The sequence below is a fragment of the Streptomyces sp. NPDC000345 genome (assembly GCF_042898825.1).
GTDB lineage: Bacteria > Actinomycetota > Actinomycetes > Streptomycetales > Streptomycetaceae > Streptomyces.
Genome location: NZ_JBIAZE010000006.1, coordinates 378,430 through 400,847, shown reverse-complemented (window position 1 = coordinate 400,847; position 22,418 = coordinate 378,430). Strand labels below are relative to the sequence as shown.

Sequence of the window (22,418 nt, the reverse complement as noted above, 5' to 3'; positions counted from 1 at the left end):
GGCCTGTCGCTGGATCAGGCCGCAGGAAAGCGACGATGTCGTCGGGCCGGCCTGACCCCGCGTCTGCGGTGTGATCCACAGGACAGGCCCTGAACTAATGGCCGCCGGCCCGGACCAAGCCCGTTTCGTAGGCGAGGACCACGACCTGGACCCGGTCCCGCAGGCCCAGCTTGGTCAGGATGCGGCCGACGTGGGTCTTGACGGTGGCCTCGGACAGCACCAGACGGGCCGCGATCTCGCCGTTGGACAGGCCCTGGGCGACCAGCACCATGACCTCCCGCTCCCGGTCGGTGAGCCGCTCCAGCTCCTTGTGCCGGGGCTCCTTGCCGGTGGCGGGCAGCATCGGCGCGAACCGGTCGAGCAGGCGGCGGGTGGTGGACGGGGCGACCACCGCGTCGCCGCTGTGCACCGAGCGGATGGCGGCGAGCAGCTCGCCGGGCGGCACGTCCTTCAGCATGAAGCCGGACGCGCCCGCCTTCAGCCCGGAGAACGCGTACTCGTCCAGGTCGAAGGTGGTCAGGATCAGCACCTTCGGCGGGTCGGGCTCCGCGCAGATCCGCCGGGTGGCCTCCACCCCGTCCAGCTTCGGCATGCGCACGTCCATCAGGACGACGTCGACGGCTGTGGAGCGCACCACCTGCAGGGCCTCGACGCCGTCGCCCGCCTCCGCCACGACCTCCATGTCCGGCTGGGCGGCGAGCACCATCCGGAACCCGGTGCGCAGCAGCACCTGGTCGTCGACGAGCATCACGCGGATCGTCATCGGGTCCTCTTCCGTGGGTCGGTTCTCAGTGCGGGTCGACGCCCGGGGGGGCGTGACAGGTGTCAACGAGGGGCGCGCGTCAGCGTCAATGCGCCGGTTTGAGCGGGAGCAGCGCGCTGATGCGGAATCCTCCGCCGGGACGCGGGCCCGCGTCCAGAGTGCCGCCGACCATGCCGACCCGCTCCCGCATGCCGATCAGGCCGTGGCCCTGCCCGTCGGCGCCGCCCTCCTCGTACAGCTCGTGCGGGGCGCCCTTGCCGTCGTCCTCGACGAGCAGCCCGAGGCCGTCGTCGAAGTAGACCAGGCGGACGCTCGCACCCGCGTTCGGCCCGCCGTGCTTGCGCGTGTTCGTCAGCGCCTCCTGCACGATCCGGTACGCGGTGAGCTCGACGCCGCTGGGCAGCGGCCGCGGGGTGCCCTCGATCTTGAAGTCCACGGGCAGGCCCGAGCCGCGGCACTGCTGGACGAGATCCTCGATCTGCTCCACGTCCGGCTGCGGCACGTACTCCCCGCCCTCCTGGTGCTCCCCGGTGCGCAGCACGCCCAGCAGACGGCGCATCTCCGCGAGGGCCTGACGGCCGGTGGAGGAGATCGTCTCCAGAGCCTTCTTCGCCTGGTCGGGCGCGGCGTCGATGACGTACGCGGCGCCGTCGGCCTGCACCACCATCACCGACACGTTGTGCGCGACGACGTCGTGCAGCTCCCGCGCTATCCGGGCGCGCTCGGCGGCCACCGCGACCTTCGCCTGCGCCTCGCGCTCCTTCTCCAGACGCGCGTTGCGCTCCTCCAGCTGCGCGAAGTAGGCACGCCGGGTGCGCATCGAGTCGCCGAGCACCCAGGCGAGGGCGAACGGCACGGTCTGGAAGACGATGACCGCGAACTGGCCCGGCACGCTCGCGTGCTCGTGCGGCCAGCGCACCTGCGCCAGGGTGGCCGCGCTCAGGGCCATGACCAGGGCGAGCCGGGAGGCCCAGCGGGCGCCGGTGGCGGCGACCGTGTAGACGATCACCAGCAGGGCGAAGTCGGCGGCCGTGACCCCGACGTTCAGCACCAGCTGGGCCAGGCCGAGCGCGGCGGCCAGCACCAGCATCTTCTCGGGCATGAGCCGACGCAGCGCGATGACCAGGCACAGGAGGAAGACGACCGGCACGAGCAGCGCCGCGGAGTCGGTGCCGCCCCGGTCCTGACCCGCGGTTCCGGCAGCCGCGGTGATCCCGAACAGGACGACGGCCCAGAAGCCGTCCACCCCGGTCGGGTGTCTGCGGAGGAAGTCATAGAGGCGCTGCACGTAACCCAGCGTAGGGAAGCGCGCTGTGTGCAGGGGTCAACCGGAGGGTCGATCCGGTCCCGGCGCGCATACTCCGCAAGGTGGAGGCCGTGATCACCTGTACGCCTAGTCTGACCGGATGACGCACGAAGTGAGCGACTGCGACGACTGGAGCGGCTGGCGGTCGGCCATGCGGGACGCGCTGTACGGCAGGGGTGGCGTGGGCGGCTTCTACCGGCGGCCCGAGGGCCCCGCCGGGCACTTCCGCACGTCGGTGCACGCGTCCCGCCTCTTCGCCGAGGCGGTCGCCCGCCTGCTGTGCCGCGTCGACGAGGCACTGGGCCGGCCCGAGGGACTCGACTTCGTCGACATGGCCGCCGGACGGGGCGAACTGGTCACCGGGGTGCTCGCCGCGCTCCCCGCCGACGTGGCCGACCGCACCCGCGCGTACGCCGTCGAGCTCGCCGACCGTCCCGAAGGGCTCGCTCCCCGGATCGAGTGGCTGGCGGAGCCGCCGCCGGGGATCACCGGGCTGCTGTTCGCCAACGAGTGGCTCGACAACGTGCCCGTCGAGGTCGCCGAGGTCGACTCCGCGGGCGTGCCGCGCCTGGTGCTGGTCCGCGCCGACGGGACCGAGCGGCTCGGGGAACCGGTGTCCGGCGCGGCGGCGGCGTGGCTGGCGCGCTGGTGGCCGCTGCCGGAGGAGCAGGGGCTGCGGGCGGAGATCGGGCTGCCCCGCGACACGGCCTGGGCGTCCGCCGTCGCGTCCGTCGCGCGCGGGCTCGCGGTGGCCGTCGACTACGCGCACACGGCGGACGCGCGCCCCCCGTTCGGCACGCTCACCGGCTTCCGCGAGGGCCGGGAGACGGCACCCGTGCCGGACGGGACGTGCGACATCACGGCGCATGTGGCGCTCGACGCGTGCGCGCGGGCCGGCGCGAGGGCGACGGCGCACACCACGGCGTACGACCCGCCCGTCCCGCGTCTGCTCACCCAGCGCGCCGCCCTGCACGCCCTGGGCCTCGACGGCGCACGCCCCCCGCTCTCGCTCGCCTCCGCCGACCCGGCCGCCTACGTCCGCGCCCTCGCGGGCGCCGGAGAGGCCGCCGAGCTCACCGCACCGGGCGGGCTCGGCGACTTCGGCTGGCTGCTCCAGCCGGTGGGCATCGCGGACCCCCTGCGGTGAGGCACCGTGCCGGGCCTACTTGTCGATGTCCCCGACCACGAAGAACATCGACCCCAGGATCGCCACCATGTCCGCGACCAGCGTGCCCGGCAGCAGCTCGGTGAGGGCCTGGATGTTGTTGTAGGAGGCCGAGCGCAGCTTCAGGCGGTACGGCGTCTTCTCGCCCTTGCTGACGAGGTAGTAGCCGTTGATGCCGAGCGGATTCTCGGTCCACGCGTACGTGTGCCCCTCGGGCGCCTTGAGGACCTTGGGCAGCCGCTGGTTGATCGGGCCGGGCGGCAGGTCGGCGAGGCGGTCCAGGCAGGCGTCCGCGAGGTCGAGCGCGTTGTGGGCCTGGGCGAGGAGGCACTCGAAGCGGGCGAGGCAGTCGCCCTCGGTGCGGGTCACCACCTCCAGGGTGTCCTGGAGTTCCCCGTACGCGAGGTAGGGCTCGTCGCGGCGCAGGTCGAAGTCGACACCCGAGGCGCGCGCGATCGGCCCGCTGACGCCGTACGCGTGCACGGCCTCGGGCGAGAGCGTGCCCACGTCGCGCGTGCGGCCCCGGAAGATCTCGTTGCCGAGCACGAGGTCGTCGAAGACGTCCATGCGGGAGCGCACGGCGGCGACGGCCGCCCGCGCGCGTGAGGCCCATCCGGCCGGCAGGTCCTCCTTGAGGCCGCCGACCCGGTTGAACATGTAGTGCATGCGCCCGCCGGAGACCTCCTCCATCACGTTCTGCAGCACCTCGCGCTCACGGAACGCGTAGAAGACCGGGGTGATGCCGCCCAGCTCCAGCGGATACGACCCCAGGAACATCAGGTGGTTCAGCACCCGGTTCAGCTCCGCGAGGAGCGTGCGCGTCCACACCGCGCGCTCGGGGACCTCCATGCCGAGCATCCGCTCGACGGCGAGGACCACGCCCAGCTCGTTCGAGAAGGCCGACAGCCAGTCGTGGCGGTTGGCCAGCATGACGATCTGCCGGTAGTCGCGCGCCTCGAACAGCTTCTCCGCGCCGCGGTGCATGTAGCCGATCACCGGCTCGGCATGCCGGATGCGCTCGCCGTCCAGCACCAGTCGCAGCCGCAGCACACCGTGCGTGGAGGGGTGCTGGGGACCGATGTTGAGCACCATGTCGGTGCTCTCCGCGGCGCCGCCGATCCCGACCGTGGTCTCCGTCGTAGGAGTCATGGCACCCAGTCTCCCCTACGTACGCTGGCCGTATGGAAACGGGGAGCCCTGGGGGCGCGGACACGACCGAGGCGGGACCGCGGACGTCCGAGGCGGGGCCGGTGTGGACCGGGCTGCCGCCGGGGCTGCTGCGGATGCGGCGGCTGTTGCTGGTGGTGTGGCTGGGGCTCGCGGCCGTCGGCCTCGGCCTGCTCCTCGGACTGCTCGCCGGACCGGCGTGGGCGGCGTTCGCGCTGCTGCCGCTGATCGGGATCGCGTCCGGCTGGCGGCTCCTCGCCCGCAACTGGCGCTCCTGGCGGTACGCCGAGCGCGCCGACGACCTGCTGATCAGCCGGGGCGTGCTGTGGCGCGAGGAGACCGTCGTACCGTACGGGCGCATGCAGCTGGTCGAGGTGACCTCGGGTCCCGTCGAGCGGCACTTCGGCCTCGCCAGCGTCCAGCTGCACACCGCTGCCGCCGCCACCGACGCGACCATCCCGGGCCTCGACCCGGCCGAGGCGGAACGGCTGCGCGACCGGCTCACCGAGCTCGGCGAGGCCCGATCGGCGGGCCTGTGACGGCCCCCGGCGCCGCCGGCGAGGGTGGGGGGCGCGCCCTCGCCGAGCACCGGCTGCACCCCGTCACCCCGTTCCGGCGGGCCTGGGCGCCGGTCGCGGTGCTCGTCGGCTGGGCGGTGCACGACCCCCGCCAGACGCAGGAACAGCTCACCCGGCTGACCACGACGACCCTGCTGATCGCGCTGGCCGCACTGGTCCCGGCGGCGGCCGCCTACGGGTTCCTGAGCTGGTGGTTCACCCACTTCGCGGTGACGGACAGCGAGCTGCGCATCCGCACCGGGCTGCTGTTCCGGCGCACGGCGCACATCCGTCTCGAACGCATCCAGGCGATCGACATCACCCAGCCGCTGCTCGCGCGCATCGCGGGGGTGGCGAAACTGCGGCTCGACGTCGTCGGCGCCGACAAGAAGGACGAACTGGCCTTCCTGGGCGAGGACGAGGCCCGCGCGTTGCGGGCCGAACTGCTCGCGCGCGCGGCGGGCTTCGCGCCCGGGACGGCCCACGAGGTGGGCGAGGCTCCGGCGCGCGAACTGCTGCGCGTACCGGCGCGCCACCTCGCGACCGCGCTGGCGCTGACCGGCGCGACCTGGGGAGCCCTGGCCGCCGCCCTCGTCGTGCCGCCCGTCCTGTGGCTGGTCACCCACAGCGTGGTCACGGTCCTCGCGACCGGCCTGCCCCTGCTCGGCGCGGCGGCCGCGCGCAGCGCGGGGCGGTTCGTCGGCGAGTACGACTGGACCGTCGGCGAGTCCCCGGACGGACTGCGCATCGACCGCGGCCTGCTGGACCGCACGCACGAGACGGTCCCGCCGGGGCGCGTGCAGACCGTGCGGATCGTGCAGCCGCTGCTGTGGCGGCGGCGGGGCTGGGTGCGCGTCGAGCTGGACGTGGCGGGCTCGGCCAACTCCGTGCTCGTACCGGTCGCCCCGCGCGGGGTCGCGGAGGCCGTCGTCGCGCGCGTGCTGCCCGGCGTGACCGTGCCGGCCGCGGACTCGCTGTCCCGCCCGCCGCGCCGGGCCGGACGGTGTGTTCCGCTGTGGTGGCGGGGCTACGGGGTCGCCGACACCGACACCGTGTTCGCCACCCGGCACGGGCTGCTGCACCGGAGCCTCGCGCTCGTGCCGCACGCCAAGGTCCAGAGCGTACGGCTGACCCAGGGCCCCTGGCAGCGCCTCTGGCGCCTCGCGACCGTCCATGTGGACACAGGGGCCGACAAGACCGTCACGGCCCGCCTGAGGGACGTACAGGAGGCCGAGCAGTTGCTGCGCTCCCAGGCCGAGCGCTCCCGAACCGGCCGCCGAGCCGCCCGCCCGGACCGCTGGATGGCGTAGGGAGCGCGGGACGGGGCGTGGGACTCCGCCGCCGCCGACGCCGCAGGAGCGTGCCGGACCCTGCGTCGTCGGCATGACCCGCCGGGCAGGCCCTGGGCCCGTTCCCGGACGCGCGAGGGCCGTGCGGCCGCCGTTCCGGAGACGGCGGGCGCACGGCCCTCAGGTCGCGGCGAAGGTGACGCCGGGTCAGGACACCGCGCTGCGCAGGCCCTGGAGGTCGATCACCTCGGTCTCGTCGTGCGCGGTCAGGTCGATGACCTGGCCGACGCCGCGCGCCTCCTCGCCGGCCGGCTTGAACTCCGCCTCCGCCTCGGCCTTGTGCAGCGCGAGCGCCTCCTGCCCGACGACGTCGGCGAGGTCCTCGTTCTGCACGGCCTCCAGGGCGTCCGACGGCGTCGCGCTCTTCGTACCGAAGAAGTCGAACCCGCCCTCGACCGCGGGTCGCCGCACCGGCTGGGCGGCGGGCACGACGGCCACGGCGGTCGGCACGGTGAAGTGCCCGGTGGGCCGCTGCACGGGGCCGGCGGGCCGGGGAACGAGCGCGGCGGGCGCGGGCCCGGCGGGCACGGATGCGGCCGGCATGGACGCGGCCTCAGCCAGGTCGCGCTCGGGCTCGGACGCGGCGGATCCGGCGTCAACGGCCCCGGAGCCGGGTGCCTCAGTCTCAGACGCGGGCGTCACAGCGCCGGAGGCCCCGGAACCGGGCGTCACGGACGCGGACGTCCCCGAGCCGGGCACCTCGGACGCGGGCGTCACGGCACCGGACGTACGGGACGCGGACATCCCGGAACCGGACGTCCCGGAACCGGACGTCCCGGCGGGCTCGGCCGGGTCGTCCTGACGGGCGGTGGCCTGCGCCGGTTCCGGAGCGGGCTCCTGCGCCGGGCTTTCCTTCTCGTCGTCAGCCGGGTGGGCGGCGGCCGCGCGCGCGTGCTCGTCGACCGCCTCGGGCTTCCCCTCGGCCTCGTCCTCCTGAGCCGCCTGCGTGGTGGCGGGCTCCCCGGACGTGACCTTCACGGGCTCCTCCCCGCCGGGGGCACCGCTCCCGGCGGCGGGCGCGGCGTCCGGGTCGAGTCTGGCCAGCGCCACCTGCGCCTTGAGGAAGAGCCGCGAGCCCTCCGGGGAGAACACCGCCGGAGCGCCGGGCTCCGCCTCGGCGTTCTCCTCCGCCTCGGCGTTCTCCTCCGGCTCGGCGTTCTCCTCCGGCTCGGCGTTCTCCTCCGGCTCGGCGTTCGCCTCCGCCGACCCGGTCGCCTCCGGCTCGTCGGCCGTCTCCGCCGTCCGGGAGACCGCGACCTCCGCGGCCGCCTCCCGCTCGGACTGCTCCGGCGGCTCCGGCTGCTCCTGCTCCTCCGACACGCGTGCGGCAGGCAGCGCGTGCATCTCCGTCACGGCCTCGATCTCCAGCAGACGGCGGCCCTCCAGGGCGCTCGCCCGCTCGGTCTCCGCCGTGGCGTAGCGGCGCAGCAGGGCGGCGTGCTCGTTGCGCAGGCCCGCCAGTTCGGCGCGCTTGGCGCGCAGGCGCTGCTCCAGCTTGACGCGCAGCTCGCGCGATTCGTCGAGGTCCGTCTCCAGTTCGGCGACCCGTTCCTCGAAGCGCCACTCGTCGCTCGCACGCGCGCGCGTGAGGTCGGCGACCTGCCGGCCGGCCTGCGTGTCCCAGCGGCGCATGACGACCGCGCCGACGACCGCCGTCACCGCCGCGGCCGCGGCCAGACCCCGGAGCACGACCGGCTCCGCGAACAGCCAGGGGCCGAGGGCACAGACGACGGAGACGCCTGCGATCGCCGAGGGAGGCAGCAGCCTGTGCAAAGGCGGGGAATGGCGGTGACGTCCACGTGGCATGGCCAGAAACTTACCGCGCGTAGGCGAATGTTGGCGCCCCGCCCCGCAAAAACACAGCCATGACGAAGTCTTCACAGAGCACGGCGAAGAACATCAAGATCAATCATTCAGCCGCCCGCTGATCCACTCCAGGGTCGGGGGGATCTCCCGCCGCCAGGTGTTGAAGTTGTGCCCCCCGCTTTCGAGGATGATCGACGAGATCCTGGTCCGGTCCGTGGCCTTCGCGAGGTCGATGAACTTCAGCGTGGCCCTGTAGTTGGATTCACCGGCCTTGCTGCTGGTGACGAGCAGCGAGGTGTCCGGGGCGGAACGGTTCTTCAGGAACCAGTGCAGATCCGCCTCGTTGCGCAGCGTCCTGTCGCCGTGGAAGAGGTCGCCCGTGGTCGGATCGGTCGGCGCCTTGTAGTACGCCGACAGTCCCGCGCCCGCCGCGTACACCTCCGGATGGTGCATCGCGAGCTTGAGTGCGCAGTAACCGCCCGTGGAGTCCCCGATGATGCCCCAGCTCCCGGGCTTCTTCCCCACCCTGTAGTGGGCCGTGACGGCGTCCGGCAGGTCCTTGGCGAAGAACGTCTCGGTCTGCGGTCCGCCCGGGACGTCCACGCACTCCGTGTCCCGCGGCGGCGCCACCGTCGGCCGCAGCATCACCAGGATCATCGGCTGCATCCGGCCGTCCTCGGCGAGCTTGCGGGCGGTGCGCGGGTAGTGCAGCTTGTCGACGAGCGCCTCCGCCGTACCGGGGTAGCCCGTGAGGACGACGGCCGCCGGGAAGGTGCGGGAGCGGTTCTCCGGGTCGAAGTACTCCGGCGGCAGGTACACGAAGGCGGGCGTGGCGATGCCCGACGTACGGCCGTCGAGGGTCACCTTCTGGATCTGCCCGCCGAACTCCGGCCGCCCGCCGCCGCCGTCCACCCGCCGGGTGTCGACCACCCGCACCGGCCCGCCCGCGGCGCCGTTCGTGTGGTCGACGACCACACCCGGCTCCGTCTCCCGGCCGAACAGGTCCGCCCAGCTGGCGTAGAAACCGAAGGCCTGATTGGCGGACAGCCCGACCGACAGGAAGAGGGCCAGCTGCGTCGACAGCAGCAGACCCACACGCCCTCCGACGGCCCGCCAGGAACGCCGGGCCAGCCGCGGCCACAGCCATACCGTGCCGACGAACAGCACTAAGGCGAACAGGACCGACAACAGCAGCACTGTGTTGCTCGTGAGACCCATGAGGTGGTTTCCTGCCTGCTCTCTCCGTCCGGGCGCACGCCCGTTCCCCGATTCCTTGGCGAGGGCTTGTCCCGGACTTTCCCTGGCCTTTTCAGCGGCTTTGAAGAGACGAGTGAACCTCTCTCCCCGAGACACCGTCCTAGAGGGCGCAATGTCGCCGGATGCCCCGAATGGCGCCGGGTTCAAGGTCTCTCGCGGAACTACGGGATGCGATGTCTGTCAGGGAAGATGGGGAAATGTCGGGCGGGGTTCCGAACCGATCAAGCCGGGTGCGGCGGCTGATGCGAGGCCCGCGCCCCGAGTCCGTGCCCGCCCTCGTCGGCAGAGCCTGTGCCCTCGTGGGCCTGCTGGACGTCGCCGCGGGCATCTTCCCGCGGTTCCGCCAGAGCCGTATGCACACCCTCGCCGAGGTGCTGCCCGGCGCGTTCGGCCCGTTCGCGGCCGCCCTCTCGCTCAGCGCCGGCGTCCTGCTGCTCCTGCTCGCCCACGGCCTCAAGCGCGCCAAGCGGCGGGCGTGGCGGGCCGCGGTCGTGCTGCTCCCGGCGGGCGCGGTCGCGCAGTTCGTGTACCGCCACTCGCTCGTGGGCGCGCTCATCTCACTGGCGCTGCTGGTGCCGCTGGTGGTCCACCGCGACCAGTTCGCGGCCCTGCCCGACCCGCGCAGCCGCTGGCGCGCGCTCGCCAACTTCGTCCTCATGGGCGCCGGTTCCCTCGTCCTCGGACTGGTCATCGTCAGCGTCCACCCGCGGCGCATGATCGGCGACCCGAGCCTGGCCGATCGCCTTACGCACGTCCTGTACGGCCTCTTCGGCTTCGAGGGCCCGGTCGACTACCAGGGCAACACCTCCTGGACCGTCGCCTTCTCCCTCGGCGCCCTCGGCTGGATCACCGCCGTCACCACGATCTACCTCGCCTTCCGCCCCGAACACCCGGCCGCCCGCCTCACCGAGGAGGACGAGTCACGCCTGCGTGCCCTGCTGGAGAGGCACGGCGGCCGCGACTCCCTCGGCCACTTCGCGCTGCGCCGCGACAAGGCCGTCGTCTTCTCCCCCAGCGGCAAGGCCGCGGTGACCTACCGCGTCGTCTCCGGTGTGATGCTCGCCAGCGGCGACCCCATCGGCGACGTCGAGGCCTGGCCCGGCGCCATCGAACGCTTCATGGACGAGGCCAGGGCGCACTCCTGGACGCCCGCCGTCATGGGCTGCTCGGAGACCGGCGGCGAGGTCTGGACCCGTGAGACCGGCCTCGACGCCCTCGAACTCGGCGACGAGGCGGTGGTCGACGTCGCGGATTTCTCGCTCGCCGGCCGCGCGATGCGCAACGTCCGGCAGATGGTCAAGCGCATCGAGCGCGCCGGTTACGAGACCCGCGTACGTCGTGTCCGTGACCTGGGCGAGGCCGAACTGGAGCGCATCCGGCTGGCCGCGGAGGACTGGCGCGGCACCGACACCGAGCGCGGCTTCTCGATGGCCCTGGGCCGTGTGGGCGACGCCTCGGACGGCGACTGCCTCATCGCCACCGCGCACAAGGCCGACGAGGTGCCCGGGCCGTACGGCGACCTGAAGGCGATCCTGCACTTCGTGCCCTGGGGCACGGACGGCGCCTCCCTGGACCTGATGCGCCGCGACCGCGCGGCCGACCCGGGCATGAACGAACTGCTGATCGTCGCCGCCCTCCAGGCCGCGCCGCGGTTCGGCATCACGCGCGTGTCGCTGAACTTCGCGATGTTCCGCTCCGCGCTGGCCCGCGGCGAGAAGATCGGCGCCGGGCCGGTGCTGCGTGCCTGGCGCGGGCTGCTGGTCTTCCTGTCCCGCTGGTTCCAGATCGAGTCGCTCTACAAGTTCAACGCCAAGTTCCAGCCCCGCTGGGAGCCCCGCTTCGTCGTCTACCGGGCCTCCGGCGACCTGCCCCGCATCGGCTTCGCCGCCATGCAGGCCGAGGGCTTCGTCGACCTCGCCCTCCCGCTGCCGCGTTTCCTGCGCCGCCGGGCCAGGCCGGCCCGCGCCTGCGCGCACGGGCTGGCCGAAAGAGACGTACGCGCCGCATAGCCGTACGGCGCTCCCGGACCGGCCCGGGCGCGGGCCCCGCCCCCTCCCAGCCCTGGGGCCTGCGCCCGGGCCGCCCGGCGTCCCGGCCCCCCGCGGGGCCTACGCTGAACGTATGAGCAAGCAGAGCGGACGCGGGCGCGTCGCCGGCCTTCCGGAATGGGACCGCTGCGCGGTCATGGGAGTCGTCAACGTGACGCCCGACTCCTTCTCCGACGGCGGCCGCTGGTTCGACACGACGGCCGCCGTCAAGCACGGCCTCCAGCTCGTCGCCGAGGGCGCCGACCTCGTCGACGTCGGCGGCGAGTCCACCCGGCCCGGCGCCACCCGCGTCGACGAGACCGAGGAACTGCGCCGCGTCATCCCCGTCGTCCGCGGCCTCGCCTCCGAGGGCGTCGTCGTCTCCGTCGACACGATGCGCGCCCGCGTCGCGGCCCGCGCCCTCGCCGCCGGCGCCGCCCTCGTCAACGACGTCAGCGGCGGCCTCGCCGACCCGGCGATGATCTCCGCCGTCGCGGACGCCGGCGCCCCCTTCGTCGTCATGCACTGGCGCGGCTTCCTGGAGGGCGGCACGATCAAGGGCGTCTACGACGACGTCGTCACCGAGGTCGTCGACGAACTGCACGCGCGCGTGGAGGCCGTCCTGGCCGGCGGCGTCTCCCCCGACCGGATCGTCGTCGACCCCGGCCTCGGCTTCTCCAAGGACGCGGACCACGACCTCACCCTGCTCGCCCACCTCGACCGGCTGCGCGCCCTGGGGCACCCGCTGCTCGTCGCCGCGTCCCGCAAGCGGTTCCTCGGCCGGGTCCTGGCCGGACCCGAGGGCGCGCCCCCGCCCGCACGCGAGCGGGACGCCGCCACGGCCGCCGTGTCCGCGCTCGCGGCCCACGCCGGCGCGTGGGCGGTGCGCGTGCACGAGGTGCGCGCGACGGCGGACGCGGTTCGGGTCGCGCGCGCCGTGGAAGGAGCGCGCGCGGAAAGCGTCGCGCCCCGCGCGCACACCGGCTCCGAAGACTCCGGCGCACACGGCCCGCACGGCGCAGAAGGAGCCCGGTGAGCGCCCCCCACACCGACGTCGAGCAGGTCGAGGCCGCGAACACCGCCTTCTACGAGGCACTGGAGCAGGGCGACTTCGAAGGGGTGTCCTCGCTCTGGCTCACCCCCGCCGACCTGGGCGTCGACGAGGAGTACCACGACCCGGCCGACACCGGCGTGGTCTCCTGCGTCCACCCCGGCTGGCCGGTGCTCACCGGACGCGGCGAGGTGCTGCGCTCCTACGCGCTGATCATGGCGAACACGGACTACATCCAGTTCTTCCTCACCGACGTGCACGTCTCGGTCACCGGTGACACCGCCCTGGTGACCTGCACGGAGAACATCCTCAGCGGCGGCCCCGCCCCCCGGGCCGGGGAGGAGCTCGGACCGCTCGTGGGCCAGCTGGTGGTCGCCACGAACGTGTTCCGCCGCACCCCCGACGGCTGGAAGCTCTGGTCGCACCACGCCTCCCCGGTACTGGCCGAGAACGACGAGGCCGAGACCGCCGAGGACGACGACACCCCCTAGACACCCCCTCCTGGACCAAGAAGTGGTTGGAATCACGAACCCGCGGGTAGGGGCGGCTACCAACCCGTGAGCCACCGGATTCCCCAGGGGAAACGCCGGGTGAAAAGTCCGGATCGGGCCGGCGCCACCGCGGCCGCCGCCCGGGCCTGACGGTGCTCGCAGGTAGATTCGTTCGAGGCCGGCGTGCCGCCCGCACCCGGTACGCACCGGCCGCAACCGACGATTGCAGGAGTGATTCGCGTGGATCGTGTCGCGCTGCGCGGCCTGAAGGCCCGCGGGTACCACGGGGTGTTCCCCGAGGAACGCGCGCAGGGCCAGACCTTCGTCGTGGACCTGGTCCTGGGCCTGGACACCCGGCCCGCCGCCGCCGACGACGACCTGGCGAAGACCGTGCACTACGGCATCGTGGCCGAGGAGGTCGTGGCCGTCGTCGAGGGCGAGCCGGTCGACCTCGTCGAGACGCTCGCCGAGCGCATCGCCCAGGCCTGCCTGAAACACGAGCGGGTACAGGAGGTCGAGGTCGTCGTCCACAAGCCGAACGCGCCGATCACCGTCCCCTTCGACGACGTGACCGTCACCATCACCCGGAGCCGAGTATGACCGCGTCCTTCACCGAGGGCCACAGCGACCCGACCGTTCAGCCGGTGCCCGCCTCCGTGGTGCAGCAGGTGGACGCCGCCGACACCACCCTGCACAACCCCCGACGCGCCGTGCTCTCGCTCGGCTCCAACCTCGGCAACCGCCTGGAGACCCTCCAGGGGGCCATCGACGCCCTGGAGGACACCCCGGGCGTCCGCGTCAAGGCCGTCTCCCCCGTGTACGAGACGGAGCCGTGGGGCGTCGAGCCGGGCTCCCAGCCCGCGTACTTCAACGCCGTCGTCGTCCTCAAGACGACCCTGCCGCCGTCCTCGCTCCTGGAGCGGGCCCACGCGGTCGAGGAGGCCTTCCACCGCGTCCGGGACGAGCGCTGGGGCGCGCGCACCCTGGACGTCGACATCGTGGCCTACGCCGACGTCGTCGACGACGACCCGCACCTCACCCTCCCGCACCCGCGCGCCCACGAGCGGGCCTTCGTCCTCGCCCCCTGGCACGACGTGGACCCCGAGGCCCGGCTCCCCGGCCGCGGCGCGGTCGCCGACCTCCTCGACACGATCACGCGCGAGGGCGTCGTCCCCCGCAAGGACCTGGAACTCCACCTGCCCGCGTAGTCGTTAAGGTCAGGACGACACCGTCCGCGGGAGGACCCGCGGACCCCGGGGGAGCTGAAGGGACACCGTGAGAGAGCTGCGCATCAGGGTGCTGGCCGGCGTGTTCGTCGTGGCCGGCGTCCTGTCCTGGGCGGGCGCCCGCCTCTGGAACTCGATCGGGACCCTGCCCAGCGTCCCGCTGGCCGCCCCCATCGTCCTCGCCCTGATCGCCGTGGTCCTCATGGCCACGGCGCTCTCCCTGCGCGCCCGGCTCAAGGCCCAGCGCGAGCGCCGCCCCGAGGCCAAGGGCGTCGACCCCCTCATGGCGGCCCGCGCGGTCGTCTTCGGCCAGGCCAGCGCCCTGGTCGCCGCCCTCGTCTCCGGCATGTACGGCGGCACGGGCGTCTTCCTTCTGGAGTCCCTCGACATCCCCGCCCGCCGCGATCAGGCCATCTACGCCGGCTTCTCTGTCCTGGCGGGCATCGCGGTCATAGCGGCGGCCCTCTTCCTCGAGCGCGTCTGCAAGCTCCCGGAGGACGACGACCACAACCACACCGGGGCGGCACCGGCGGCCTAGGCCGACGGGCCTCAACGCGCCCAAGCGTCAGCGCGCCAGTATCAGGCTCATCGCCTCGGCGCGCGTCGTGGCGTCCCGGAGCTGGCCCCGCACCGCCGACGTGGTCGTCTTGGCGCCCGGCTTCCGGATCCCGCGCACCGACATGCACATGTGCTCGGCCTCGATGACGACGATCACGCCGCGGGCCTCCAGGATCCGCATGAGGGAGTCGGCGATCTGCGTGGTGAGTCGTTCCTGCACCTGCAGACGGCGGGCGAACACCTCGACCAGCCGCGCCAGCTTCGACAGTCCCGTGATCTTGCCGGTGTCGGCCGGGATGTAGCCGACATGCGCCACGCCGTGGAACGGCAGCATGTGGTGCTCGCAGAGAGACACGATCTCGATGTCCTTCACCAGGACCATCTCGTCGTGGCCGAGATCGAACGTCGTCGTCAGCACATCCTCGGGAACCTGTGTATGGCCCGCCAGGAGCTCCCGGTAGGCCCGCGCCACCCGCGCCGGGGTCTCCTTGAGCCCCTCGCGGTCCGGGTCCTCACCGACCGCGATCAGCAGTTCCCGCACGGCGTTCTCGGCGCGCTTCTCGTCGAACTCGCCGATGGAACCCTCGCCGTCCAGCGTCACGGGGTCGGTCATGTGCTGCCTCGTTCCTAGGTGTCCTACAAGAGCGTAGAAAATCGGTCATACGCGAATGCCGCGCCCTCCAGGCTAGAACCTGGGGGGCGCGGCATCCATTCCGGGCCTGGTGAGGGGCCTGGGAGCCCGATCAGCTCTCGGGACGGTCCTCCGGGGCCGGCTCGGCCACCGGGGCGGTCTCCGCCGCCGTGGACTTGGCCGTGGAGATCGCCGGGGTCGCGCCGTTGGCGCCGTTCGTCAGTGCGAGCTCCTTGGGGGAGAGCACCGGCGGACGGGTCGAGGGCGTGCGGCGGGAGGAGCCGGTCCAGGCCGGCCGCGGGGGACGCTTGACGATGGGGGCGAAGATCTCGGCGATCTCCTCCTTGCCCAGCGTCTCCCGCTCCAGCAGCTGGAGGACCAGGTTGTCGAGCACGTCGCGGTTCTCGACCAGGATCTCCCAGGCCTCGTTGTGCGCGTTCTCGATGAGCTTCTTGACTTCCTCGTCCACCAGCGCGGCGACCTCTTCCGAGTAGTCGCGCTGGTGAGCCATCTCACGGCCGAGGAACGGCTCGGTGTTGTCGCCGCCGAACTTGATCGCGCCCAGACGCTCGGTCATGCCGTACTGGGTCACCATCGCGCGGGCGGTGGCGGTGGCCTTCTCGATGTCGTTCGCCGCGCCCGTGGTCGGGTCGTGGAAGACGAGCTCCTCGGCCGCGCGGCCGCCCAGCATGTAGGCCAGCTGGTCCAGCATCTCGTTGCGCGTGGTCGAGTACTTGTCCTCGTCCGGGAGGACCATCGTGTAGCCCAGGGCACGGCCTCGCGAGAGGATCGTGATCTTGTGGACCGGGTCGGAGTTCGGGGAGGCCGCCGCGACCAGGGCGTGTCCGCCCTCGTGGTACGCGGTGATCTTCTTCTCCTTGTCCGACATGATCCGGGTCCGCTTCTGCGGGCCCGCGACCACGCGGTCGATCGCCTCGTCCAGCATCTGGTTGTCGATCAGCTTCTTGTCCGAGCGGGCCGTCAGCAGCGCGGCCTCGTTCAGCACGTTCGACAGATCGGCGCCCGTGAAGCCGGGGGTGCGGCGGGCGACGGCGGCCAGGTCGACGTCGGGCGCGACCGGCTTGCCCTTCTGGTGGACCTTGAGGATCTCCAGGCGGCCCTGCATGTCCGGGCGGTCGACCGCGATCTGGCGGTCGAAGCGGCCGGGGCGCAGCAGCGCCGGGTCGAGGATGTCGGGCCGGTTCGTCGCGGCGATGAGGATCACGCCGCCCTTGACGTCGAAGCCGTCCATCTCGACGAGCAGCTGGTTCAGGGTCTGCTCGCGCTCGTCGTGACCACCGCCGAGGCCGGCGCCGCGGTGGCGGCCGACCGCGTCGATCTCGTCGACGAAGACGATCGCCGGGGCGTTCGCCTTGGCCTGCTCGAACAGGTCACGGACGCGGGAGGCACCGACACCGACGAACATCTCGACGAAGTCGGAACCGGAGATCGAGTAGAAGGGGACGCCCGCCTCGCCGGCGACGGCGCGCGCGAGCAGGGTCTTGCCGGTGCCGGGAGGCCCGTACAGGAGCACACCCTTGGGGATCTTGGCGCCGACGGCCTGGAACTTCGCCGGCTCCTGCAGGAACTCCTTGATCTCGTGGAGTTCCTCGACGGCCTCGTCCGAACCGGCGACGTCCGAGAACGTCGTCTTCGGGGTGTCCTTGGTGATGAGCTTCGCCTTGGACTTGCCGAAGTTCATGACGCGGGAGCCGCCGCCCTGCATCTGGTTCATCAGGAACAGGAACACGACCACGATGAGGACGAAGGGGAGCAGGGACAACAGGATCCCGACGAAGGCGTTCTGCTTCGTCGGAGAGACCGTGTAGCCGTCCGGAATCTGCTTGTCCTGGTACTTGGTCTGCAGCGTGTTGGCGATGGTCACGCCCTGGTCGCCGATGTAGCTCGCCTGGATCTTCGAGCTGCCCTTGACCTTCACGCCGTCCTTGAGCGTGACCTTGATGGTCTGCTCGTCACCGGTGGTGAGCTTGGCCGACTCGACCTTGTTGTCGTTGATCGCTGCCACGACCTGGCCGGTGTCCACCGTCTTGTAGCCGCCGGACGAGCCGACGACCTGCATCAACACGACCACGGCAAGGACGGCCAGCACGATCCACATGACCGGCCCACGGAAGTATCGCTTCACGTCCATCCATACGGAGCGGTGTCGCCCCGTCCCTCCTGCCATAGTGAGTTTGATAAGACAGTTCTTCTGACGGTACCCCAGCTTTGTCACGCGAAGCCGCACAGTCCGGCTGGCACACCCGTCTGCATGCTCCAACGGCGCGAGGGCCGCCGGGGTTCCCGATCGTCCTGCGGGCTTGGTCCCCTCGGGGCTCAGCCGCCGTAGACGTGGGGCGCGAGCGTACCGACGAACGGGAGGTTGCGGTACTTCTCGGCGTAGTCGAGGCCGTAGCCCACGACGAACTCGTTGGGGATGTCGAAGCCGACCCACTCGACGTCGATGGCGACCTTGGCGGCATCGGGCTTGCGCAGCAGCGTGCACACCTTGAGCGAGGCGGGCTCGCGGGAGCCGAGGTTCGAGATCAGCCAGGACAGGGTCAGGCCGGAGTCGATGATGTCCTCGACGATCAGGACGTGCTTGCCCTTGATGTCGGTGTCGAGGTCCTTGAGGATCCGCACGACACCGGAGGACTGGGTGCCCGCGCCGTACGACGACACGGCCATCCAGTCCATGGTGACGGGGGTGGACAGCGCCCGGGCGAGGTCGGCCATGACCATCACCGCGCCCTTGAGGACACCGACGATCAGCAGGTCCTTGCCCGCGTACTCCGCGTCGATCTTCGCGGCCAGGTCGGCCAGCTTCGCGTCGATCTCTTCCTTGGTGATGAGTACCTGCTTGAGGTCGGCACCCATGTCTTTCGCGTCCACCCGCATCACTTTCGGTCGTCCCACCGGCCGGCCCGGAACCTCCGTGCGGAGGGTCGGGATTCAGCCTTGCCGAATCACCAGTCTGCCACCCTGCCGCTGGGCGACGACTTTGCCGGGCAGATTGATGGCCCCCTGGCCGCGCCAGCCGGTGATCAGCCGGTCGACCTCCTCGATGTGCCGGGCGAAGAGGGAACCGGCCGGGGCGCCCGCCTCGATGGCGGCGCGGCGCAGGATGCGGCGGCGGACGGCGGGCGGCAGGGCGTAGAGCTTGGCGCACTCCAGGAGGCCCGCGGCGTCCCGTACGGAGGCCTCGGCTCGGCGGGCCCAGGCGTCGAGGGCGTCGGCGTCGTCGCGGGAGAGCTGGGCCGTCCGGGCGAGTGCCTCGACGACGCCCTTGCCGAGGGCCTTCTCCAGGGCGGGCAGGCCTTCGTGGCGCAGCCGGGAGCGGGTGTACGCCGGGTCCGCGTTGTGGGGGTCGTCCCAGACGGGCAGCGACTGGACCATGCAGGCCTTGCGGGCCGTCTGCCGGTCGAGTTCGAGGAAGGGGCGGCGGTAACGGCCGCCGGCCCCCGAGACCGCGGCCATTCCGGACAGGGAGCGGATGCCGGAGCCGCGGGCGAGGCCGAGCAGAACGGTCTCGGCCTGGTCGTCGCGGGTGTGGCCGAGGAGGACCGCGGCGGCGCCGTGGTCTTGGGCGGCGGCGTCGAGGGCGGCGTAGCGGGCGTCGCGGGCGGCGGCCTCGGGGCCTCCCTCGCGGCCGACGGTCACCGCGGTGGACTCGACGGGGTCGAGGCCGAGTTCGCGCAGACGCAGGACGACTTCCCGGGCGCGCAGGTCGGAGCCGGGCTGCAGGCCGTGGTCGACGGTGACCGCGCCGGCGCGGACGCCGAGCCGGGGGGCCTCGAAGGCGAGGGCGGAGGCGAGCGCCATGGAGTCGGCGCCGCCGGAGCACGCCACGAGGACGAGCGGCGCGGGCGGGCGCTCGTGCGGCCCCGGGTCGGGGGCCTGGTGATCATTGAGGATGTCGTGCAGGACGCGGCGGACCGCCAGGCGTATCGCCGCGACCGCAGGATGGGGACCCATGTCCGGTTCCCTTCATGATGTTTTCGGGGGGTGAACCCGAGGCCGGTCACTCAGAGTGTGTAGATGGTGACAGAACCGGGGCGTTCACCGAGCATCGCACGCCTGCCGCGGGCGCACGGTCCCTCGGACGGGTGATTGAAGGGGCGTTCGTCTGCCGTAGGCCGGAATTGGTGCACGAGGTTCCGCAAGGGGTCACGACTCGGCCTTGCGGTGCACCCGGGCGACCCAGTCCGCCGGTGCGGCGATCTCGGCCTTGGTCGGGAGGGTGTTCGGGGAGGTCCACACGCGGTTGAAGCCGTCCATGCCGACCTGGTCGACGACGGACCGCACGAAGCGCTCGCCCTCCTTGTACTGCCGGAGCTTGGCGTCCAGGCCGAGCAGTTTGCGCAGGGCGACGTCCAGCCGTGAGGCGCCCTTGGCGCGGCGCTGCTGGAACTTCTCGCGGATCTCGGAGACGGTCGGCACGACGTCCGGGCCGACGCCGTCCATGACGAAGTCGGCGTGGCCCTCCAGGAGGGACATCACGGCGGTGAGCCGGCCGAGGATCTCCCGCTGCGCGGGGGTCTGCACGAGTTCGACGAGGGAGTGGCCGCCGTCGTCCTCCTCGCCCTCGGGGCGGCCGCCGGCGAGGGACTGGGCGGCTTCCCTGATCCGCTCCAGGAAGGTCATGGGGTCGACGTCGGTCTCCCCCAGGAACGACTGGATTTCGCCCTCCAGGTGGTCGCGCAGCCAGGGCACCGACGAGAACTGGGTGCGGTGCGTCTCCTCGTGCAGGCAGACCCACAGGCGGAAGTCGTGCGGGTCGACGTCGAGTTCGCGTTCGACGTGGACGATGTTGGGGGCGACGAGCAGCAGCCGGCCGCCGTTCTTGCCGCCGGCGGGGAGCTCGCGGGTGGCCGGGGCGAAGGTCTCGTACTGGCCGAGGACGCGGGAGGCCAGGAACGACAGCAGCATGCCCAGTTCGACGCCGGTGACCTTGCCGCCGACCGCGCCGAGGACCGCCCCGCCGGCGCTGTTGCCGCGGCGCTCCTGCATCTTGTCGAGGAGGGGTTTGAGGATCTCCCGGAACCCGGCGACGTTCGCCCGGACCCAGCCGGGGCGGTCGACGACGAGGATCGGCGTGTCGTGGATGTCGTCGGTGCCCATCCGGGTGAAGCCGCGGACGTGCCCCTCCGAGGCCTTCGCGTGCCGGCGCAGTTCCGCGACGACGGTCCGGGCCTCGTCACGGCTCACCTCGGGGCCCGGCCGCACGAGCCGGGTCGCGGTCGCCACCGCGAGATTCCAGTCGACCATCCCAGCAGATGCAGCACCACCGATGCTCGTCATGTGTCAACCGTACGTGGTCGCCGCCGGTTGGGGCAGGCCGCGAGGGGTCGATCGGGGAGGACTCAGGGGCGCGTCAGGGACGGGTCGGGGTCGGGACCGGGGGCGGACCAGGACTTTCGGGCCCGGCGGGGCTGGTCACCGGCAACCGCACCCGGCCAGGGCCGTGGCCGTCCTGTCCAGTGCCGTCTGGGCCGCCGTCGGGTCGGTGGTGTCGGAGGTCAGCAGGGCGAAGGCGAGCAGCCGGCCGTCCTGGTCGACGACCGTGCCCGCGAGGGTGTTCACGCCGGTCAGGGTGCCCGTCTTGGCCCGTACGACGCCGGCCGCGCCGTCGGCGTAACGGGCGCTGAGGGTGCCGGTGAAGCCGGCGACGGGCAGACCGGTGAGGACGGGGCGCAGCCCGGGCCGGTCCGGGTCGCCCGCCTCGACCAGCAGGGCGGTCAGCAGGTTCGCGGTGAGGCGGTCCTCCCGGTCGAGCCCGCTGCCGTCCTTGAAGACGGTGCCCGCCAGGGGCAGTCCGAGCTTCTTCAGCTGGGCCCGGACGGCCTTGCCGCCCCCGGCGAAGTCGGCGCGGACGCCGGTCGCGACGGCGGTCTGGCGGGCGAGGGCCTCGGCGATGTCGTTGTCGCTGTTGGTGAGCATGCGTTCGATCAGCGCGGACAGCGGGGGCGAGGAGACCGTGGCGAGCGTCGCCGCGCGCGCGGTCGCCTTCGAGGGGCCGGGGGCCGTGGTCGTGATGCCGTCGGCCTTCAGGAACCCGGCGAACTTCCGGGTGGCGTCGGCCGCCGGGTCGCTCACCCGGGTCACCGGGCCGCTCGTGGAGTCGTCGGTGCGGCCCTCGTCGGCGCTCAGGGCGGTGACGGGGGCGAGGTTGGGGTTGACCCCGATGGGGTGAATCGCGGAGCCGGCGAAGAGGGTGGTGTCGTACGAGAGGGTCACGTCGGTCACGCCGCGCTTCTTGAGCGCCTCGGCCGTCGAAGCGGCGAGGGTGCGCAGGCTCGCCCAGCCGTCGGCGTCGGCGCGGGCGGTGAGGGTGGGGTCGCCGCCGCCGACGAGGACGAGCTCCTTGGTGTCGGGTTCCAGGGCGGCGCGGGTGGTGAGGCGGTGGTCGGCGCCCATCGCGGAGAGCGCGGCGGCGGCGGTGGCGATCTTCGTGGTGGAGGCCGGGGTCAGCGCCTCGTCGGCCCCGGCGCCGTACAGGCGCTTGCCGCTGGCCACGTCGACCACCGCGGCGGTGTGGCGGGCGCCCAGGGCGGGATCGGCCAGCAGCCGGTCCAGGACGGCCGCGACGCCGGTGCTGGTCGGCAGGGCGTCCGGGGCGGACCCGCCGGTGCCGGCGGCGCCTCCGAGGCCGGCGAGGACGGAGGCGGCGCTGGGGGCGGGCCGGGGCGCTCCGGCGGCCGTGTCGGACGTACGGGACGAATCGTCCGTACGGCCGTGATCTGTGCCACCCGTGCGTTCCAGGGCGGCGGCACGGTCGCGCTCGGCCGTACGCTGACCGGTGGAGTCCCAGGGCCCGGCGGCCGTCACCACGCCCGCGGCCAGCGCCAGTCCGGCGGTCGCCGCACCCGCGGTGTACTGCCAGGACCTGACGTTCGGACCGGCTTTCGTGATCCGCTCGAGGTGCGGCGCGGCCGCCTGCCTGAGCCGTGCGACCTGCGGCCCGGCGGCCGCCGCCGCACGCGCGAGAGAGGGCCGTACGATTCCTGCGGCCCGTGCCAGACGCGGTCGTACGGCGTCCGTGATCCGCACCACATGCGGTCTCG

Annotated in this window: 20 protein-coding genes; 9 read left to right on the top strand and 11 right to left on the bottom strand. The window is 72.7% G+C overall.

From position 1 onward, the window contains the following. Positions 1-94: 94 nt before the first annotated feature. A complete protein-coding gene (locus ACFY30_RS17655; protein ID WP_390846071.1) occupies positions 95-763 on the bottom strand; it encodes a response regulator in 669 nt (222 codons plus the stop codon). Positions 764-848: 85 nt separating this feature from the next. Next, positions 849-2,051 (bottom strand): sensor histidine kinase, encoded by a 1,203-nt coding sequence (locus ACFY30_RS17650; protein ID WP_390846070.1) that lies wholly within the window; start codon positions 2,049-2,051, stop codon positions 849-851. A gap of 118 nt (positions 2,052-2,169) precedes the next feature. Between ACFY30_RS17650 and ACFY30_RS17645 the strand changes: the two genes are divergently transcribed. Next, the gene (locus ACFY30_RS17645; protein WP_390846069.1) at positions 2,170-3,216 is read left to right on the top strand and encodes an SAM-dependent methyltransferase; all 1,047 of its coding nucleotides are present in this window, start codon (positions 2,170-2,172) and stop codon (positions 3,214-3,216) included. A 15-nt stretch (positions 3,217-3,231) separates the two neighbouring features. Here the strand turns inward: ACFY30_RS17645 and ACFY30_RS17640 are convergent, their stop codons facing one another. Continuing rightward, positions 3,232-4,383, bottom strand: coding sequence for an NADH-quinone oxidoreductase subunit D (locus ACFY30_RS17640; protein WP_390846068.1), 1,152 nt, complete (start codon positions 4,381-4,383; stop codon positions 3,232-3,234). Between the two features lie 32 nt (positions 4,384-4,415). Here ACFY30_RS17640 and ACFY30_RS17635 point away from each other — a divergent pair, with 32 nt between their 5' ends. Both ACFY30_RS17635 and ACFY30_RS17630 read left to right on the top strand, forming a co-directional pair. Next, a complete protein-coding gene (locus tag ACFY30_RS17635) occupies positions 4,416-4,940 on the top strand; it encodes a PH domain-containing protein (RefSeq protein ID WP_390846067.1) in 525 nt (174 codons plus the stop codon). Further along, entirely contained in the window at positions 4,937-6,268 is a 1,332-nt protein-coding gene (locus ACFY30_RS17630) for a PH domain-containing protein (protein ID WP_390846065.1), read from the top strand. Before ACFY30_RS17635 ends, ACFY30_RS17630 begins: the two co-directional genes overlap by 4 nt. Positions 6,269-6,454: 186 nt before the next feature. Here ACFY30_RS17630 and ACFY30_RS17625 read toward each other — a convergent pair whose 3' ends face one another. Both ACFY30_RS17625 and ACFY30_RS17620 read right to left on the bottom strand, forming a co-directional pair. Further along, positions 6,455-8,113, bottom strand: a complete 1,659-nt coding sequence (locus ACFY30_RS17625) for a hypothetical protein (protein ID WP_390846064.1) — start codon at positions 8,111-8,113, stop codon at positions 6,455-6,457. A 99-nt stretch (positions 8,114-8,212) separates the two neighbouring features. Further along, on the bottom strand, positions 8,213-9,331 hold the full coding sequence (locus ACFY30_RS17620) for an alpha/beta hydrolase (RefSeq protein ID WP_390846063.1): 1,119 nt from the start codon (positions 9,329-9,331) through the stop codon (positions 8,213-8,215). A gap of 236 nt (positions 9,332-9,567) precedes the next feature. Between ACFY30_RS17620 and ACFY30_RS17615 the strand changes: the two genes are divergently transcribed. From ACFY30_RS17615 to ACFY30_RS17590, 6 genes are all read left to right on the top strand, one after another. Next, the gene (locus ACFY30_RS17615) at positions 9,568-11,379 is read left to right on the top strand and encodes a phosphatidylglycerol lysyltransferase domain-containing protein (RefSeq protein WP_390846062.1); all 1,812 of its coding nucleotides are present in this window, start codon (positions 9,568-9,570) and stop codon (positions 11,377-11,379) included. A 112-nt stretch (positions 11,380-11,491) separates the two neighbouring features. After that, positions 11,492-12,433, top strand: a complete 942-nt coding sequence (folP, locus tag ACFY30_RS17610; RefSeq protein WP_390846061.1) for a dihydropteroate synthase — start codon at positions 11,492-11,494, stop codon at positions 12,431-12,433. Continuing rightward, the gene (locus ACFY30_RS17605) at positions 12,430-12,939 is read left to right on the top strand and encodes a nuclear transport factor 2 family protein (RefSeq protein ID WP_390846060.1); all 510 of its coding nucleotides are present in this window, start codon (positions 12,430-12,432) and stop codon (positions 12,937-12,939) included. The genes folP and ACFY30_RS17605 overlap by 4 nt, the downstream gene beginning before the upstream one ends. Positions 12,940-13,179: 240 nt before the next feature. Continuing rightward, positions 13,180-13,539 carry a dihydroneopterin aldolase gene (gene folB / locus ACFY30_RS17600; RefSeq protein ID WP_390659415.1) on the top strand — a complete coding sequence of 120 codons (360 nt, stop codon included), beginning with the start codon at positions 13,180-13,182 and terminating at the stop codon, positions 13,537-13,539. After that, on the top strand, positions 13,536-14,147 hold the full coding sequence (gene folK, locus ACFY30_RS17595; RefSeq protein WP_390846059.1) for a 2-amino-4-hydroxy-6-hydroxymethyldihydropteridine diphosphokinase: 612 nt from the start codon (positions 13,536-13,538) through the stop codon (positions 14,145-14,147). The genes folB and folK overlap by 4 nt, the downstream gene beginning before the upstream one ends. 67 nt (positions 14,148-14,214) lie before the next feature. After that, the gene (locus ACFY30_RS17590) at positions 14,215-14,703 is read left to right on the top strand and encodes a DUF3180 domain-containing protein (protein WP_390846058.1); all 489 of its coding nucleotides are present in this window, start codon (positions 14,215-14,217) and stop codon (positions 14,701-14,703) included. A 27-nt stretch (positions 14,704-14,730) separates the two neighbouring features. Here ACFY30_RS17590 and folE read toward each other — a convergent pair whose 3' ends face one another. The 6 genes from folE to dacB form a co-directional block, all read right to left on the bottom strand. Next, entirely contained in the window at positions 14,731-15,336 is a 606-nt protein-coding gene (gene folE / locus ACFY30_RS17585; protein WP_390659412.1) for a GTP cyclohydrolase I FolE, read from the bottom strand. 130 nt (positions 15,337-15,466) lie between these two features. Continuing rightward, positions 15,467-17,506, bottom strand: coding sequence for an ATP-dependent zinc metalloprotease FtsH (gene ftsH, locus ACFY30_RS17580; RefSeq protein WP_390846057.1), 2,040 nt, complete (start codon positions 17,504-17,506; stop codon positions 15,467-15,469). 185 nt (positions 17,507-17,691) lie between these two features. Then, positions 17,692-18,252 carry a hypoxanthine phosphoribosyltransferase gene (gene hpt, locus ACFY30_RS17575; RefSeq protein ID WP_390846131.1) on the bottom strand — a complete coding sequence of 187 codons (561 nt, stop codon included), beginning with the start codon at positions 18,250-18,252 and terminating at the stop codon, positions 17,692-17,694. Positions 18,253-18,306: 54 nt separating this feature from the next. Continuing rightward, positions 18,307-19,329 (bottom strand): tRNA lysidine(34) synthetase TilS, encoded by a 1,023-nt coding sequence (gene tilS, locus ACFY30_RS17570; protein WP_390846056.1) that lies wholly within the window; start codon positions 19,327-19,329, stop codon positions 18,307-18,309. Between the two features lie 192 nt (positions 19,330-19,521). Then, positions 19,522-20,655, bottom strand: coding sequence for a zinc-dependent metalloprotease (locus ACFY30_RS17565; RefSeq protein WP_390846055.1), 1,134 nt, complete (start codon positions 20,653-20,655; stop codon positions 19,522-19,524). Between the two features lie 135 nt (positions 20,656-20,790). Continuing rightward, positions 20,791-22,407, bottom strand: coding sequence for a D-alanyl-D-alanine carboxypeptidase/D-alanyl-D-alanine-endopeptidase (dacB, locus tag ACFY30_RS17560; protein WP_390846130.1), 1,617 nt, complete (start codon positions 22,405-22,407; stop codon positions 20,791-20,793). Positions 22,408-22,418: the final 11 nt, after the last annotated feature.